General features: G+C 39.9%; 14 protein-coding genes. 6 read left to right on the top strand and 8 right to left on the bottom strand.

Features of this window, described 5'->3' with window-relative positions:
- The first annotated feature begins 161 nt into the window (after window positions 1–161).
- Together pnp and OD757_RS14055 are read left to right on the top strand one after the other, a co-directional pair.
- Window positions 162–2249 (top strand): polyribonucleotide nucleotidyltransferase, encoded by a 2088-nt coding sequence (gene pnp, locus OD757_RS14060; RefSeq protein ID WP_171061986.1) that lies wholly within the window; start codon window positions 162–164, stop codon window positions 2247–2249.
- An 85-nt stretch (window positions 2250–2334) separates the two neighbouring features.
- Complete coding sequence (locus OD757_RS14055) at window positions 2335–3546, top strand: magnesium transporter CorA family protein (RefSeq protein WP_009392974.1); 1212 nt, start codon at window positions 2335–2337, stop codon at window positions 3544–3546.
- Between the two features lie 246 nt (window positions 3547–3792).
- Here the strand turns inward: OD757_RS14055 and OD757_RS14050 are convergent, their stop codons facing one another.
- The 6 genes from OD757_RS14050 to OD757_RS14025 form a co-directional block, all read right to left on the bottom strand.
- Window positions 3793–4122, bottom strand: a complete 330-nt coding sequence (locus OD757_RS14050; RefSeq protein WP_263032255.1) for a chaperone modulator CbpM — start codon at window positions 4120–4122, stop codon at window positions 3793–3795.
- 11 nt (window positions 4123–4133) lie between these two features.
- Window positions 4134–5090, bottom strand: a complete 957-nt coding sequence (locus tag OD757_RS14045) for a DnaJ C-terminal domain-containing protein (protein ID WP_009393078.1) — start codon at window positions 5088–5090, stop codon at window positions 4134–4136.
- Window positions 5091–5236: 146 nt separating this feature from the next.
- Window positions 5237–5848, bottom strand: a complete 612-nt coding sequence (locus OD757_RS14040) for a LysE family translocator (protein WP_009392984.1) — start codon at window positions 5846–5848, stop codon at window positions 5237–5239.
- 138 nt (window positions 5849–5986) lie between these two features.
- Window positions 5987–6862, bottom strand: a complete 876-nt coding sequence (gene hslO / locus OD757_RS14035) for an Hsp33 family molecular chaperone HslO (RefSeq protein WP_009393077.1) — start codon at window positions 6860–6862, stop codon at window positions 5987–5989.
- Between the two features lie 166 nt (window positions 6863–7028).
- Entirely contained in the window at window positions 7029–8873 is a 1845-nt protein-coding gene (locus OD757_RS14030; protein WP_263032254.1) for a monovalent cation:proton antiporter-2 (CPA2) family protein, read from the bottom strand.
- A gap of 76 nt (window positions 8874–8949) precedes the next feature.
- The gene (locus OD757_RS14025; RefSeq protein ID WP_263032253.1) at window positions 8950–11178 is read right to left on the bottom strand and encodes a primosomal protein N'; all 2229 of its coding nucleotides are present in this window, start codon (window positions 11176–11178) and stop codon (window positions 8950–8952) included.
- 148 nt (window positions 11179–11326) lie between these two features.
- Here OD757_RS14025 and gspF point away from each other — a divergent pair, with 148 nt between their 5' ends.
- The 4 genes from gspF to OD757_RS14005 all read left to right on the top strand — a co-directional run bounded on the left by gspF (window position 11327) and on the right by OD757_RS14005 (window position 14237).
- Window positions 11327–12532: a type II secretion system inner membrane protein GspF gene (gene gspF, locus OD757_RS14020; RefSeq protein ID WP_263032252.1), complete on the top strand. Its 1206-nt coding sequence runs from the start codon at window positions 11327–11329 to the stop codon at window positions 12530–12532.
- A 23-nt stretch (window positions 12533–12555) separates the two neighbouring features.
- Complete coding sequence (gspG, locus tag OD757_RS14015) at window positions 12556–13140, top strand: type II secretion system major pseudopilin GspG (RefSeq protein ID WP_263032251.1); 585 nt, start codon at window positions 12556–12558, stop codon at window positions 13138–13140.
- Between the two features lie 268 nt (window positions 13141–13408).
- Window positions 13409–13753: a hypothetical protein gene (locus OD757_RS14010; protein ID WP_009393060.1), complete on the top strand. Its 345-nt coding sequence runs from the start codon at window positions 13409–13411 to the stop codon at window positions 13751–13753.
- Between the two features lie 145 nt (window positions 13754–13898).
- A complete protein-coding gene (locus tag OD757_RS14005) occupies window positions 13899–14237 on the top strand; it encodes a tRNA-binding protein (protein ID WP_263032250.1) in 339 nt (112 codons plus the stop codon).
- 1 nt (window position 14238) lies between these two features.
- Here OD757_RS14005 and lnt read toward each other — a convergent pair whose 3' ends face one another.
- A complete protein-coding gene (gene lnt, locus OD757_RS14000; protein ID WP_263032249.1) occupies window positions 14239–15798 on the bottom strand; it encodes an apolipoprotein N-acyltransferase in 1560 nt (519 codons plus the stop codon).
- A complete protein-coding gene (locus tag OD757_RS13995; RefSeq protein ID WP_009393056.1) occupies window positions 15795–16634 on the bottom strand; it encodes an HlyC/CorC family transporter in 840 nt (279 codons plus the stop codon). Before OD757_RS13995 ends, lnt begins: the two co-directional genes overlap by 4 nt.
- Window positions 16635–16700 lie beyond the last annotated feature (66 nt).

The raw sequence follows: 16700 nt of genomic DNA, 5'->3' as shown, positions 1-16700 counted from the left end.
GGGCGCTTGTGCGCTCCTTCTTTGCGTTTAATATTATTTAAAATTTTTGGCCTAGTGTGATGGCTTCTAAGCTTTGTCATTTGTCTATCAATAGTTGTAGTCTGAATGCCAAACCTTAGGGGTCTCACTAGAATAAAATTAGGAAAATAGAATACATGTCAATGTTTAATATCGTTCGTAAAGAATTTCAATTCGGTCAACATCAAGTCGTTTTAGAAACGGGTCGCGTTGCACGTCAAGCAAATACAGTTTTAATCACAATGGGTGGCGTAACTGTTTTAGTTGCAGTTGTTGCTCAACCTAAAGCAAAAGCGGGTCAGGACTTCTTCCCGTTAACAGTTAACTATCAAGAAAAACAATATGCAGCTGGTCGTATCCCTGGTGGTTACGGTAAGCGTGAAGGCCGTGCTTCTGAAGCTGAAACTTTAATTTCACGTCTTATTGACCGTCCAATTCGTCCATTGTTCCCAGAAGGTTACTTCAACGAAATCCAAGTAACAGCAACAGTTGTTTCTTCTGACAAAACTATGGATGCTGATATTGCTGCAATGCTTGGTACATCAGCAGCATTGTCTATTGCTGGTACTCCTTTCCGTGGTCCAATCGGTGGCGCACGTGTTGGTTTAATCAACGGTGAATATGTTCTTAACCCGAACTTTGAACAGTTGAAAGAAAGTGACCTTGACCTTGTGGTTGCTGGTACAGAATCTGCTGTATTAATGGTTGAATCTGAAGCTAAAGAGCTTTCAGAAGACCAAATGCTTGGTGCTGTGCTTTTCGGTCATGACGAAATGCAAATCGCGATTCAAGCAATTAAAGAATTTGCTGCTGCTGCTGGTGCAGTTGAATCAACTTGGGTTGCTCCAAGCAAAAATGAAGCACTTCTTGAGCAATTAAAAGCAGCTTTCGAAGCTAAAATCTCTGAAGCATATACGATTGCAGTTAAGCAAGATCGTTATGCAGCACTTGATGCACTTTATGCAGAAGCTGTAGCTCAGTTCGTTCCTGAAAATGACGAAACTGGTATTGCTGACGAAGTAAACGAATTATTCGAAGACCTTAAATACCGTACAGTACGTGACAACATCTTGTCAGGTAAGCCACGTATTGATGGCCGTGATACTAAAACTGTTCGTGGTATCGACGTTCAAGTTGGTGTATTAGATCGTGCTCACGGTTCTGCATTATTTACACGTGGTGAAACTCAAGCGTTGGTAACAACAACTTTGGGTAATACTCGTGATGCATTAATGGTTGATACATTGTCAGGTACTAAAACTGACAACTTCATGTTGCACTACAACTTCCCTGCATACTCTGTAGGTGAGACTGGTCGTGAAACTGGTCCTAAGCGTCGTGAAATTGGTCACGGTCGTTTAGCGCGTCGTGGTGTTCAAGCAGTTCTTCCTGCAGCTGACCGCTTCCCGTACGTTATTCGTATTGTATCTGACATTACTGAATCTAACGGTTCATCTTCAATGGCTTCTGTATGTGGTGCGTCATTATCACTTATGGATGCGGGTGTTCCACTTAAAGCACCAGTTGCTGGTATCGCAATGGGCTTAGTGAAAGAAGGCGAGCGTTTTGCAGTACTTTCTGACATCTTGGGTGACGAAGATCACTTAGGTGATATGGACTTTAAAGTAGCAGGTTCTGCAAACGGTATTACTGCACTTCAAATGGACATCAAGATTGAAGGTATTACTGAAGAAATTATGGAAGTTGCATTAAACCAAGCGTTTGCTGGTCGTATGCACATCCTTAATGAAATGAATAAAGTCATTTCACGTGCTCGTGCTGAAATTAGTGCTCATGCACCGACCTTTGAAGTTATTACCATTAATCCAGATAAGATCCGTGATGTTATTGGTAAAGGCGGCGCGACTATTCGTCAAATTACTGAAGAAACTAAAGCGGCAATTGATATTGAAGATAACGGTACAGTTCGCGTATTTGGTGAAACTAAAGCTGCTGCTAAAGCTGCAATTGCTAAGATTCAGGCAATTACTGCTGAAGTTGAACCAGGTAAGATCTATGACGGTAAAGTAATCCGTATCGTAGAATTCGGTGCGTTTGTAAACATCATGCCGGGTACTGATGGTCTTCTTCACATTTCGCAAATTTCAAATGAACGTATTGCGAATGTAACTGATGTTCTTAAAGAAGGTCAGGAAGTGAAAGTACAAGTTGCTGATGTTGATAATCGTGGTCGTATTAAATTGACTATGAAAGACATTGAACAAGCATAATTGTTCTAGTGACATGAAAAAGTCCGCTTGATGCGGACTTTTTTTATGGCATGATGCAGGTAATACAAAAACAGATCGTTGTGGTATGCAGGTTTATTACTTTTATCGCCATCAAGCTGAAGGATACGTCTTTTTAAGCCGCGAACAGCATAGTGAACATGTTTTAGAATTTTTCTGGATTGATAGTGTCAGAACGGATGTGGTTAACCATAACGAAGAATGGCAACAAGAAATTCAAAAGCTTTCAGGTGTAGTTATTAATGAATTTCATATGCGGGATATTTCCAACATTGAACATCCCTGTGCATTTGACACGCTTGAAGAATATGACCTGTTAATTTTTAAGAAACTGGTCACACCTGACGATGAAATTAAACATGCAGAATCACAAGACAGTGTTTTTGGTTTAGCGACGACACCGATTAGTTTTATCTTGACGCCCGATGTACTGATTAGTGTACGTGAGCAGGGGAATAAGTCGATTGAAAACTATATTCAACGTCTCGAAAATATTTTATGTAAAACTTTAGAAGAACAAAATAAAACCCGTAAATTGCCGAATTCACCCGTCGATTTATCGTTACGACTGTTAAATAGTATGGTTGATGGTTATCTTGATATTCGATCGCCATTGACGAGAAGAGTCGAGCATTGGCAACAACAATTATTGCAGGGTAATCGCCGTTTTAAACAGTGGCATCAGCTATTCCATGAAAATATGGCCTTTCAACAGGTCGAAAATTTATGTGAAGAACAAATTGAAACCTTACAAGAGTTTCGGGATGAAATTGTAGAAAATTATCATCATGTCGTTGGCGGGCACATCCATAATTCTCAAGATATTTTACTGGTTCGTTTAAATGATTTAATGAGTCATGTGGAACGTATTCAGAAACATACTTTGCGGTTACGTAGTGCAATTCAATCAGCAATTGATTTGCATTTTTCTGCTATTGCGAACCAGACCAATGAGAACATGCGGATTCTTGCGATTATTACGGCAGTCTTTGCACCGCTCACCCTTTTAACTGGCATTTATGGAATGAACTTTGAGTTTATTCCAGGTCTTAAATCACCTGTTGGTTTCTGGATCATGTTAGGGGTTATGCTACTGAGTACGATTTTGCTTTTGTACTATTTTTATCGACAACATTTGGTGGGACGTGGTGAAAAAAGTGTCATTGATTTGTTGGCCCAACAGCATCGCCAAGATCGGATGAATTTGTTTTGGTTTTTGGAATATGAACCGATTAAGCAGACTGTGAAGGAATTAGAGAAAATTACTCGGTTGAAATAAATTTTTATTTTTGCACGTTGGGGTCTTGCTGAGTTGTTATTTAATATAGTCATTAACCTTCGGTTCGACCTACTTTTGTTTCGGCAAAAGTAGGCAAAACCATTGCCATCTGCAAAACCTGTTCAATACTTATTTTTAAATAACAGTATTACAAAAGCACTATCTGATTGATACCACGCAGGTTGCAGATGGCTTTCCCGACTATCAGATTTCAACTAGGGTTTTATGCTGTATTAATGCTATTCCTTAATGAAAATGCTTCAACTGTTTTCTAAGTTGTTGTACTTCATCAATCAAATCTAACATCACTGCAACTGCTGCTAAACTTGCGTCAAAGTCACGTTGCAAACGATAAGCTTTACGAGCGCGAACAACGTCTTCACCCATAAACTGGTGCGATTCAGGTGTATTGTCGACTGATAAAATGTCATATTCAATGAGCTGAATAATCCAGTCAGGGCTTTGACCACAAGCTTGAGCGAATTGTTGTAAGTCAAATGTAGATTGTTCATCAACGACCTCCGCGCTAAAGGTATGGCCGTCATATACAATTTCTCGATAATGAATGGTTGTCATGATCTTGCTCCCTAATGAGATGAACGAGGTTCGAATGAAGCAAAAGCTTCAGCCAGTTGTTGATAGGCTTGTTTTTCTTTTTCAGAATGTGCAGGTGGGAATACAATATTTAAAATTAAATAGAGATGGCCTGGCGTTTTATTTGGTATCCCTTTGTCTTTTAAACGTAGCTGTTGGCCTTGTTTTGCATTGTGAGGCAAATTGACGTTTAGAGGTCCGGCTGGTGTTTTTACTTCAATGCCTTGACCTAGTGCAGCTTCCCACGGAGCTACATCTACAGTCAAATATACATCACTGCCTTCGACATGAACGCGGTCTGTATCTTTATACTGGATTTCAATATAAAGATCGCCGTTGGCACCGCCATTGATACCACTTTGGCCCTGTCCACTTAAGCGGATTTGCTGACCTTCTTTCATACCTTTTGGTATTTTTACCTGTAAGGTTTTACGTTGAACTTCAGGCTCACCATAAGCGTTCATGGTTGGAATTTGCAGGGTGATTTGTTGTGTTGAACCGTGATAGGCAATATCAAGATCGACCTCTATGCTGGCATGTTGGTCTTCACCACGATAACTACGCTGTTGTCTTTGATATTGCTGTTGACCACCACCAAATCCTGCACCAAAGCGACCAAATAAATCTTCAAAACCGCTAAAGTCTGCTTGCTCACCACCTGTAAAGCCTTGACGATAAAACTGTGCACCATCAAAACCACCTTGCGCAGCACCCTGACCAAAATTATTAAAACCTTGTGGATGATCTAACATCTGGTCATATTCGGCTTTTTTATCTGCATTACTTAATGTGTCGTAGGCAACATTAATCGCCTGCATCTTTTCTTCTGCATCTTTTTCTTTGCTGATGTCTGGATGATATTTACGGGCTAATTTTCGATAAGCTTTTTTAATTTCATCAGCAGAGGCTTTGCGTGTAACCCCTAATTCTTCATAATAATTTTTTGCCATAATGTTTTATCACGATGGTGTGGTTTATTTCATTATGAAACGATTTTTAGAGTTTTCAATAAGCTAGATTGTATAAGAGTTGTTCTATTCCGAAATAAAATCGAGAGGAAGAGGCATAGATAAATTAAGGCTATGCCTCCCATGATTTAGATAAAACTCTGATATAAGCCGTAAAGGGCAATAAGTAAAAGTAATAAACCACATAGGCCTAATATTTTTGGATATAAATGACTGTTAGAAAGGCGACGGAAGAATATATAAACCAGAGATAAAGTCAGAAAATCTAAAATAATCCATGTCAGGGTAAGGATAGTTAGACTTAAATTTAATTGGGGGGTAATAGAGACAAATTGCGGAAAGAAAGCCGAGAAAAAAATAATATCTTTAGGGTTTGAAATACCGACGAGAAAGCCTTTTTTAAAGCCCCCATTTTGAGCTGAAACTGTTTGTATGGCTTCTGGATGAGGTGCTTGAAGGACTTCTTTGAGAATACTGAAACCCAAATAACCAATATATAGACAGCCTAAAATCCGAATGATATTGAGGTAACTATCGTTAACACTCAGTACTCCCTTTAAAACAAGTACTGAAATAAAAATTAAGACAAGAGATGCTAGATTTGTACCAAAAATGGTTTCAAGTGCTTTTTTATAGCCCCCTTTAAGCCCAGCGCTTGCAACTAAAATCATGACAGGTCCTGGGGTCGCAATCATAATAACTACGCTAAAAATAAAGAGAAAATAATCAAAATAATTCATGGTATTTAGGTATCTTATTTATTAGGCTATAAAGTAGCCTTATATTATCCTAATTAAAATAACATGTTGAAAATTATCATCAAAAAATACAGGTAAATAAAAAGGCGGTAGATCCGCCTTTTTATAAAGTTAAAAAAATTAACTTAAATGTTCACCAAATAACGCTAAGGCTTCTTCAGCGGTAAAAGTGTATTGTGTATTACAGAACTGACAGTCCATACGAATCGGGTTCTGTTCTTCTAGTGTTTCATGAACAGCATCTACACCGATTTGAATCAGCGCATTTGCACAACGTTCTTTTGAACATGTACAGCCAAATTTTAATGCTTCAATTTCTGGTAAACGAACTTCTTCTTCGTTATATAAACGATATAAGATTTCGTTTGCATCTAAGTTGGTAAGCTCTTCAGCTTTTAATGTTTCGGTTAACATCGTCAAACGTGGCCATAAATCTTCATCAACCAAGTTTTGCTCTTCTTCATCATGACGTGGTAAAAGCTGAATGAGTAAACCACCAGAACGCTTATCTGTACTTGCCAACACAATGCGAGTTGGAATTTGTGCAGACAAATCGTAATACTGCATCAAGCAACCTGCTAAAGTCACTTGATCAAGCGGCACGATCCCTTGGTAACGCTCGCCAAATTCCGGTTCAATATTAATAAATAAAACTGGATTAACTAAAGCGCCAAGAACCGTACTACTATCTGTTGCTTCAATGAAGCGTGGGTCTGTTTCGTAATCAGCTAGAGCACGAACTTCACCTAAATGATTACATTCAGCCATTGCCCACTTAAAGGTGCCGCTAGCCTGGATTTGCAAGCTGATACGGCCTTTGATTTTTAGTGTACTTGCAAGTAATGCAGTCGCACTCAACATTTCCCCTAGCAGAATTTTAACCGCAGGCATGTAGTCACGTTGAGCTAAGATAGTTTGTAGTGCTTCTTCTAGATGAACTACTTCCCCACGAACTGGAAAGTTCTCAATATAAAAGCGTTGGCGTAAATCAGACATAATATTCTCCAGGGCCCTAAGCAGAGTATAACTATTTCGTTTTAATCAAGCTTAGGGAATGCAGCGAAGCCGCAAGCCGGACAGGGGCAGCTTATTGATGCCCATTGTCCAATTATTTAGGCAATGTGAATAAGTCCTTAATATAGCCATTTTTTGAAATCTCAAGTTATTCCAGATGATCTCGTGTAATGTCGATACGATTTGGCTGTAAATGACGCTTTAAATTCACATCATGCTTTGAAGTGGCCTGTTGCTGCGCATCACTTTCAAACAAATGTTCAAGTTCGGCTAAGGCATTACGATGTGTTTCAAAGATCTTCTGTTCATCAGTATAAATACTTTGCTGCTGTATGAGCAATTTCTCATCATAATCCCGAAAGATTTCGATATTGTTATAGGCTTGTTCATCAGAAATGCCGAGTTCTCGCAAGGCACGATAAGCCATGCCTAATGAAGATAAATACGTCTCACGCCAAATATATTCAACTCCTAAATCTCTTAAAAGATGTACATGATGGCGGTCACGAGCACGAGCCAACAGCTTTAAGTGTGGATAATTTAATCTAAGATGACGTGCTACATTCATGGAGTCTTCAACATCATCAATCGCTAAAATAAATACTTTGGCTTTTTCAATACCCGCAGAACGCAGTAAATCGGGTTGGGTCACATCGCCATAATAGAGCTTACCGCCATAGCGTCGAACAAAGTCGACTTGATGAAGATTGTTATCGATTGCAGTAAAGCCTAAGTGTTGTAAGCGGGCAATACGCGCGATGATTTGTCCAAAACGACCAAAACCAGCAATGATAATCGGGTTATCCTGCTGAGGAATTTCATCGTACTCAGGTGGACGTTCTTTATTAAACAGAGGAATGACTTTGGTTGCCATAATCCAGTAAATCACTGGGGTAAGTACCATCGACAACGTCACAATAAGAGTCACTGGCTCTAATAGAGCTTGAGTTAAAATCTTCTCACTTTTTGCAAGACTCAAAATTACAAAAGCAAATTCTCCGCCTTGTGCCAAGCAAGTGCCCAAAAGCAAACTATTGTTCCAACTATATTTTTTATAGCGAGCAATGGCAGTCAATATCAGTGTTTTGATAAGCAATAAACCGACTGCTCCCCCAATAATAAGCAACGGCATTTCAATGAGTAGTGACAACTGGGTGGTCATGCCCACGGTCATAAAGAATAAGCCAAGCAGGAGACCTTTAAACGGTGCAATACTCGCTTCAACCTCGTGACGAAATTCTGAATCTGCTAATAATACGCCTGTGAGGAAAGCACCTAATGTTGTGCTAATTCCTAAAGTATCCATGAGCAAGACAACAGCAAGAATAATAAATAATCCTACTGCTGTAATAAGCTCAGTCGCTCCACTTTTGGCAACAAAACGGAAAAACGGACGCATTACATAACGACTAAACAGAAACAAACCCGTAAAGGTTGCAATAATAGCCGCAAAATAAGCGATCCCATGATGGGTTGACTCTGTGCCTGCCAGTAGTGGAATAATCGCAAGTAATGGAATAGCCGCTATATCTTGAAAGAGCAAAATTGAAAAAGACTGCTGACCATAGGTCGTGCTGAGTTGTTGTTTCTCAGTCAAAAGCTGTAATACAAAAGCGGTAGAAGACAGGGCGAGCGCAAAACCAATGACAAAGCTGACAGAAAGCTGCTGTTGAAATAATAAGAGTACGATCAGCATAAGAACGCCACCGCTAATGAGGACTTGCAGACTTCCCATCACAAAAATGGAATCGCGCATTTCCCATAAACGTTGTGGCCTTAACTCTAAACCAATCAGGAACATCAATAAAATGACACCGAATTCGGCAAGTTCCATAATGGCTTCAGGGTCATGAGCAATATTTAAAACACTAGGACCAAGAAGCATCCCTGTAAATAAATAGCCTAAAACTGTTGCTATCCCTAGGCGTTTGCCAAGAGGGACTAAAATCAGAGAAGCTCCAAGAAAGATAGTTGCTTGCAGTAGGAATGACATCCATTGCCTCGAATGTATTAGTCTCTTTTAAGTGTAAAGCCAAAAAGGCTTCTTCACACCATGATATTCAAATCATCTAATTAAATTCTTGCGGATCGACATCAATTGATAGCCTGAGTTGATGCAGTCTTGGTGCCTGAACCAATTGAGACCACCATTGTCTTAAGTAAAAATGTAGGCGAGCACGGTCAGCAGATAAAATCACCATATGGGCACGATAGCGTCCCGCTTTACGTTCCATCGGCGCTGGAATAGGTCCCCAAATATCAACAATTTCACCAGCGACTTGACGAAGTTGTTCGGCAGCTTCATTTAAGAAATGTAAGGTATAGTCACGATCTTTAGACTCTGCCCGTATTAGTACTGCATAGCGATAAGGCGGCAGCAAAGCAACTTTACGTTCAGCCAGCGTTTGTTTGGCAACCGCGCGATAATCTTTTTCGATGAGTGTGGTGAGTAATGGATGATCAGGTCTTAAGGTTTGTAAATAAACATGGCCTTTGTGTTCACCACGACCTGCACGGCCAGCCACTTGCACAATCAGCTGTGCGGTTCGCTCTGGCGCACGGATGTCTACACTGAGTAAGCCTGCATCAATATCTAAAATGGCAACTAAGGTGACATGTGGGAAATGGTGACCTTTTGCCAACATTTGAGTGCCGAGTAAAATTGTTGGTTTGTTTTGATGAATACGGTCATAGATTTTTTGCCAGCTTCCGACACGACTGGTACTGTCACGATCGACCCGAATCACATCATGTTCTGGAAATAGTTCTTGTAAATGTTCTTCGACTTTAGCTGTTCCTGCACCCAAAGTTTTTAAGCTTTTTTGCTGACATTCAGGGCAATGATCCGGTAAGCGATGAATAGTTCCACAGTGGTGACAATGTAAATAAGAATAAGGCTGAGTGTGCAAAGTAAAGTGCGCATCACAATGTGGACAATTGGCTTGCCATCCACAGCTTTCACAGACCAGTACAGGTGCATAGCCACGACGGTTTAAAAAGATTAAAACCTGTTCTTTTCTAGCTAATGTATGTTTGATTTGTTCAATAAGAGGTTGGCTAATCCCATGTTGCTTTTTGACAATTTTAAGGTCTATTAAATGCATTTTAGGCAAAAGTGCATGTCCAGCACGTTTGTTGAGTTGCAGTGCAGTTAATTTGCCAGTTTCAACCAAATAATAACTATCAATACTGGGTGTTGCCGAGCCTAAAATAACAGGGCAATTTTGCAAGTGACCACGGTACAGTGCGACATCACGCGCATGGTAACGGAAACCTTCTTGCTGTTTATAAGATAGATCATGCTCTTCATCTAAAATGATGAGGCCCAAACGCGGCAGTGGCGTATAGATGGCTGAGCGTGTACCTAAAATAATAGACGCTTTGCCAGTCTGTGCCTGTTGCCATGCTTGTAAGCGTTTGGAATCATTTAAGCCTGAATGTAATAAAGCAATGTCACAATTAAAACGAGACTTAAAACGAGAAATGGTTTGAGGGGTTAAACCAATTTCAGGGACTAGTACCAGTACTTGTTTACCTTGCTTTAGCACTTCGTGCATGATGTGCAGATAAACTTCGGTTTTACCACTTCCTGTTAAACCATCTAACAAAAAAGCTTGGTATTGATGCTGCGCATTTATGACATGTTGGGTTGCTTGCTTTTGGTCTTCATTGAGTGTGAGTGGCATTTGTGCCAATTGAACAGGTGCTGGGCTAAAGTCGTGTGGTTCAAGCGTACAGTCTACCAGCCCTTTCTTTTGAAGTGCTTTAAGGGTAGCTGTTTCTACCCCACTTAAATTGAGAATATTCTCTGTCGTTCCGGAAGGGTGTAACTTTAAAATTTGATACGCATCTTGTTGCTTAACAGAGCGCTTTAGCAGGGCTTCAACATTGTCACAAGGAATAATTTTCCAGAGATGGAACAAAACATCCATCGGTTTGCCCTGACGCAATATGGCCGGAAGAGCGGTTTGCATGACCTCGCCAATTGGAAATTGGTAATATTGTGCGGACCATGTCAACAAACTTAAAACTTGTTCATCTAAAATAGGCTGTTCATCTAAAAGTTCAGAAATGGCTTTAAGCTGAAATTTTCCTGTAAATGGCTTATGTGGATTTACTTTTTCAGTAATGATACCAATCAGGTTTTGCCGTCCAAATGAAATGGCGACGCGTGAGCCGACGTGAGCCCGTTCATATTGTGCTTCGGTGAGTGTATAGTCAAAAGTGTCGTACAGATGCACAGGTACGGCTACACGCACTCGATAAACAACTGAATCAGGCTTTGGCGTTATGGTCATAGAGGCTCATTTCGTCAATTTTAAAAAACGGCATAGCGTCGTGAAGAGGACTTGGGTATTCTACACAGGCTATAGAACGAATATGAATGATTGCGTAGCATAGATGCAACAGCAGCGACTATTATTTTTGGAAAATTAGAACATTACCATGCCTGCATATCAATTTACTGCCATTGATGCTTCAGGGAAGCAGCAAAAAGGAGTGCTTGAAGGAGATTCAGCACGCCAGATTCGTCAACAATTACGCGATAAAGCATGGACACCAATTAGCGTTGACCCGGTTGAACAAAAAGATAAACATCAGAGTCAGGGATTATTCCAAAAAAAGTTCAGTGCTTATGATTTGGCACTCATGACCAGACAACTTTCTGTTTTGGTTGCAGCCGCAATCCCTCTAGAAGAAGCTTTACGTGCGGTGAGTAGGCAAAGTGAAAAGCCGCATGTGCAAAACCTTTTATTATCTGTCCGTTCTCGTGTTTTAGAAGGGCATTCACTGGCACAAGGCATGCAGCAATCTGGTCGTTTTCCTGACCTTTATATTGCAACGGTCGCAGCAGGTGAGCGTTCTGGGCATTTAGATCTGATTTTAGATCAGCTCTCTGATTACACCGAAAACCGTTTTGCCATGCAAAAGAAAGTTCAGGGCGCCATGATTTACCCCATCATTTTAATGCTGATGTCTTTTGGTATTGTGATGGGCTTAATGACTTATGTTGTGCCAGAGATTGTAAAAACATTCGACCAAAGCAAAGATGCCTTGCCGTGGATTACAGTTGCTTTAATGAAAGCCAGTGATTTTATCCGTCATGCTTGGGTGTTTATTATTATTTTTGCAGTTGTGGGAATTTTCGCATTCGTACGATTTTTAAAAACGACTGCTGGGCATTATGCTTTTGATCGATTAACACTCAAATTGCCATTATTCGGTAAACTGTCACGTGGTATTAATTCAGCACGATTTGCCAGTACTTTATCTATTTTGACGCGTTCAGGCGTACCTTTGGTCGATGCCTTAAAGATTGGTGCAGCAGTGACCAGCAATTGGGTCATCCGCGATTCAATTGCCCATGCAGCTGAGCGTGTTACCGAAGGTGGTAACTTGGGTACACAGCTTGAGCGCAGTGGTTATTTCCCACCAATGATGGTACAAATGATTCGAAGTGGAGAGGCATCAGGCGAACTGGACCGCATGTTAGAACGTGCATCGACCATGCAAGACCGTGAGGTTACAACATTTATTTCAACCTTACTGGCATTACTTGAACCACTTATGCTGGTTCTAATGGCAAGCATTGTACTGGTTATTGTAATCGCGGTTATGCTACCAATCGTAAATATGAACAATATGATTTAATAACTTTGATATTAGAGATAATGATGAAAGTAAAAAATATTCAAAGCGAAACAGCGATGGAACAACCTAGTGAATCTGCGGTTTCAAATCAGTTTGAGCCAACGTGTCATTCCGAGCATAGCTCTGTATTAAATGACAGCTCCTCAAGCGTAGCTTTTGGACTTGTGGCACGTTCGAGCGGTGCTCGAATGAAACGGGCCTCAGGCTTTACCCTCATTGAAGTCATGGTCGTGATTGTAATTTTAGGCGTGTTAGCAGCGTTAATCGTACCCAATGTCATGGGGCGTAGTGAAAAAGCTAAAATTGATACCACCCAAATTACATTAAAAGGTGTGGCAGGTGCTTTAGATCAGTACAAACTAGATAATGGCCATTTCCCAACCATGCAAGAAGGTGGGTTAGATGCTTTAGTTAATCAACCTGCAACAGCAAAAAACTGGATGCCGGGTGGCTATGTAAAAGGTGGTTATCCTAAAGACAGTTGGAAAAATGATATTCAATATGTCATTCCTGGGGCAGATGGTCGCGCTTTTGATTTGTATTCATTTGGAGCAGATGGCAAAGATGGTGGTGAGGGTAATGATGCGGATATTTATTATCAGCCTTAATTAAAAATATAATAGAGATTATCAATTCAGTTAAAAAGATAAACCGATAAATTCGAATTGATAATCTCTCTCAATCATAAAAATATAATAAATATATGAAAAATATAAATTAAAATTAATAATGATATTTGAGAGTTATAATAAGAATTATTCCCATATTTAATAGTTACAAGAAAGTTAAAATGTAGAGAAAAATAAGCTATATATTTAAATGAAAGCTTTGCATAATAAATAAAAAGCACTTTATTCAATTAAAAGGAGAGATTAAATGAAAGCATTTCTCATATTAGATGAACTGACTCAGTTTCATTGGGTAATGCTCAAGTCTGTCCTATTGATTTTGGGTTTATTGCCGATTGCTGAAGTTTTTTTAAAGCTATGGCTGAGTACTGAGGGAAGTAGTCAAATTATGATTGGCTTCTTTGCATTAAGTATTGTGAGTGCATGGTTGATGGTAAGCTTCTTTACAGCATTGAAAGCGAGTGTCTGGCAAGCTAAACAAATCTCTACTCAATATGAGCAATGGCTTTTTAAAGCTTATCGCTATGTACCAATGGTCTTTTTATCAAGCCTAGTTGCTTATTTATCTTTGGAACTATCTATCGCTTTTTAATGATATTTTAAAACCAAATTTTTAGATAAAACGTAGACTAAACATCTACGTTTTATTTTTTAACTGGACTTAAAAACAGGGTGTTTCTTTATTTGTACATATTATATGCTTCAAATCAGATAATTAAGAACATGAGAAAAAGTAAATGGAACAAATCGAGTGGAATGATTTTTTAAAGGTAGAACTTCGTGTTGGTAAAATTATTGAAGCTGAAGTTTTCGAAAAAGCACGAAAACCTGCCTATATTTTGCATGTCGATTTTGGTGAAGAATTGGGTGTGCGTAAATCAAGTGCACAGATTACCAAGCTCTATCAGCCACATGATTTGATTGGCAAGTTAGTGGTTGCTGTAGTGAATTTCCCTAAAAAACAAATAGGGCCTATCCAGTCGGAATGTTTGGTGACAGGATTTCACAATGCAGATGGGGATGTTGCGCTTTGTATCCCAGAGTTTGAAGTACCTCTGGGAACAAAGTTATTATAAATTAGCGGCGGGATTTAAAAGAAACGTCAACTTTACGTGGACGATACACCCAACCTAAAATCAGCAGTAATACTGCAAATCCTAACACTGGATAATCACCTAAGCGGTTGTAAAGGGTTTGACCTTGCATGGCAGGTAAATCACCTCTCAAAACGAACTCTTTATCGAGCGGTGCTTGTTCAGTGATATGTCCATTTTGATCAATAAACGCTGTTACGCCTGTGTTGGTTGCACGAATAAACCAGCGACCATTTTCTTTAGCACGCATCTGCACCATTTGTAAGTGTTGCCATGGCCCAGCAGTACCTGTAAACCAAGCGTCATTAGATACAGTCACTAAAAAGTCGCTGTCTTTTGCATTACGTCGGGTAAGGTTCGGATAAGCCACTTCATAACAAATTGCAGCAGCAAGCGCATGTCCTTTAATCATGAGTGGTTTCTGGTTACTCTCGCCACGTGAAAAACCGCTCATGCTAATATCATTTTGCATGGCCGGTAATACCCAAGAGAGTAAACCTGATAGTGGAATATATTCACCAAATGGAACAAGGCGCTGCTTTTTATATAAACCACTTGCATCACTGCCAGAAGCCATAATGCTATTGTAATACAGCGGGCTACCCACTTCATGTGATTTGGTCACATCCCAGTAAGGAATTCCGGTTACCCATGCAGTGTGGTTCTTTTTAGCTTGCGCATCCATTGCATCCAAAAACGGTTCAATATCAGTTTGGAAGAGTGGAATTGATGATTCAGGCCATACAATTAAGTCACGGCCCCATTCAGATTGAGTCAGACCAGCATAAATTTCTAATGTTCTAACTTGATATTCAGTTAACCATTTTAAATCTTGTGGAATATTACCTTGAATGAGCGAAACACTAAGTGGTTTAGCAGCTTTAGGTTTTACAAACTGTATATATGATGCTCCCCATGCGCCTAAAACCAATAGGGCAGATGGGATAACCCAGAAAATACGCTTACGTAAAACTTCAACTAAAGCACAGGCTAATACAATGACAACGAAGGAAATTGCATAAATACCGAATAGAGGCGCATAGCCATCGAGTAAACGTTCAGTAAAAGCGTAACCTACAAACAGCCATGGGAAACCTGTAAATACCCAAGTTTTTGCCCACTCAAAAACAATCCAGAGTGGTGCAAAAGTCAGTGGTGTTTCAGGGAAGAAACGTCGGTAAACCCAAGTCTGAAACGCGGTAAATAAGCCCATCACAAGGGCCATAACTGCAATCATACAAACGCTTAGAAACGCATTAGTATCACCATAGACATGGATTGAAGTGTAGAGCCAAAAAGCGCCTACAAACCATAAGCCGAAGCCATAGCTCCAACCAATCGCAAATGCTTGTTTAGCTGAGCGTTTATGTAGTGATGCATAGAGTAGGGCTGGAGATAAAATTGCCAGCCACCACCAATAATAAGGTGCCAGTGAAAAACTGAATACGGCACCTGAAAATAAAGCAATGAGTAAAGGAAAAATTAAAGGAAGCTGTTTTTGTTGTTGCGAAGAATCTAACAGCTTTTCAAAGTATGCTCTCATTGACGTACAGCTCGAATCAGATGAATAGTGCGGGCATCTGCTTCAACGATTGTAAATAACCAATTTCCAAGCTCAACAGTTTGACCTTGTAAATCACTTACCAGACCAATCTCTTGAAGCAATAAACCGCCGACAGTTTCTACTTCATCGTCAGAAAAATCAGCATCTAAAACAGTATTGAAATGTTCGATTGGTGTAAGTGCTTGCACCATCCATGCATTTGCTACTGTGTGGTCATTGTCAGGAACAATGTACTGTGCATCTTCATCAGCAGTGTCATGTTCATCTTCAATTTCGCCAACGATTTCTTCAAGAATATCTTCAAGCGTAACAAGACCTGCTGTTGAACCATATTCATCAATCACAATGGCAATGTGAGTCTGAGTATGTTTCAACATGCGTAGGACTTGATCTGAACGCGCACTTTCTGGAACAAATAACGGTTGACGCATAAGAACTCGAATATCAACTTTGGTATTCGGTTCGGTGAGAAACGGCAACAAATCTTTTGCGAGCAAAATCCCGACAACATTATCAGGCTGATCAGAAGAGAAGACTGGAAAGCGTGAGTGAGCAGACTCGACCAGTACATCAAGAATATCAAGTAACTGATCATCTTCTTGCAAACTGATCATTGCTGTTCGTGGTGTCATGACTTCACGAATTTTTGTAGCGGGAAGGTCAAGAACACCTTCAAGCATGGCAACAGTATCTGGTTCTAAAAAGCGGCGTGAATTTTGGACTAATTTTAATAATTCATCACGGGTTTCTGGTGCTGTACCTAACCATTTTCGTAAGCCGCGCATTCCCCACGACGGACCTGGTTCCTCTTGCATGATCTTTCCTAAAGACTCAATCTATCAAATGAATACTTTGAATCATACCGAAGAAAACATGCTTAT

The organism is Acinetobacter sp. AYS6 (genome assembly GCF_025630795.1).
Taxonomy (GTDB): domain Bacteria; phylum Pseudomonadota; class Gammaproteobacteria; order Pseudomonadales; family Moraxellaceae; genus Acinetobacter.
This window is presented reverse-complemented; position numbering and strand designations above follow the sequence as displayed.

What these genes read in the sequence shown, in the direction of transcription:
- OD757_RS14030 (WP_263032254.1), bottom strand. Translation starts at nt 8,873, where the DNA reads ATGTCATTCCTACTGCAAGCAACTATCTTTCTTGGAGCTTCTCTGATT.
- OD757_RS14055 (WP_009392974.1), top strand. Translation starts at nt 2,335, where the DNA reads ATGCAGGTTTATTACTTTTATCGCCATCAAGCTGAAGGATACGTCTTT.
- OD757_RS14025 (WP_263032253.1), bottom strand. Translation starts at nt 11,178, where the DNA reads ATGACCATAACGCCAAAGCCTGATTCAGTTGTTTATCGAGTGCGTGTA.
- OD757_RS14050 (WP_263032255.1), bottom strand. Translation starts at nt 4,122, where the DNA reads ATGACAACCATTCATTATCGAGAAATTGTATATGACGGCCATACCTTT.
- OD757_RS14005 (WP_263032250.1), top strand. Translation starts at nt 13,899, where the DNA reads ATGGAACAAATCGAGTGGAATGATTTTTTAAAGGTAGAACTTCGTGTT.
- gspG (WP_263032251.1), top strand. Translation starts at nt 12,556, where the DNA reads ATGAAAGTAAAAAATATTCAAAGCGAAACAGCGATGGAACAACCTAGT.
- pnp (WP_171061986.1), top strand. Translation starts at nt 162, where the DNA reads ATGTTTAATATCGTTCGTAAAGAATTTCAATTCGGTCAACATCAAGTC.
- OD757_RS13995 (WP_009393056.1), bottom strand. Translation starts at nt 16,634, where the DNA reads ATGCAAGAGGAACCAGGTCCGTCGTGGGGAATGCGCGGCTTACGAAAA.
- OD757_RS14045 (WP_009393078.1), bottom strand. Translation starts at nt 5,090, where the DNA reads ATGGCAAAAAATTATTATGAAGAATTAGGGGTTACACGCAAAGCCTCT.
- lnt (WP_263032249.1), bottom strand. Translation starts at nt 15,798, where the DNA reads ATGAGAGCATACTTTGAAAAGCTGTTAGATTCTTCGCAACAACAAAAA.
- gspF (WP_263032252.1), top strand. Translation starts at nt 11,327, where the DNA reads ATGCCTGCATATCAATTTACTGCCATTGATGCTTCAGGGAAGCAGCAA.
- OD757_RS14010 (WP_009393060.1), top strand. Translation starts at nt 13,409, where the DNA reads ATGAAAGCATTTCTCATATTAGATGAACTGACTCAGTTTCATTGGGTA.
- hslO (WP_009393077.1), bottom strand. Translation starts at nt 6,862, where the DNA reads ATGTCTGATTTACGCCAACGCTTTTATATTGAGAACTTTCCAGTTCGT.
- OD757_RS14040 (WP_009392984.1), bottom strand. Translation starts at nt 5,848, where the DNA reads ATGAATTATTTTGATTATTTTCTCTTTATTTTTAGCGTAGTTATTATG.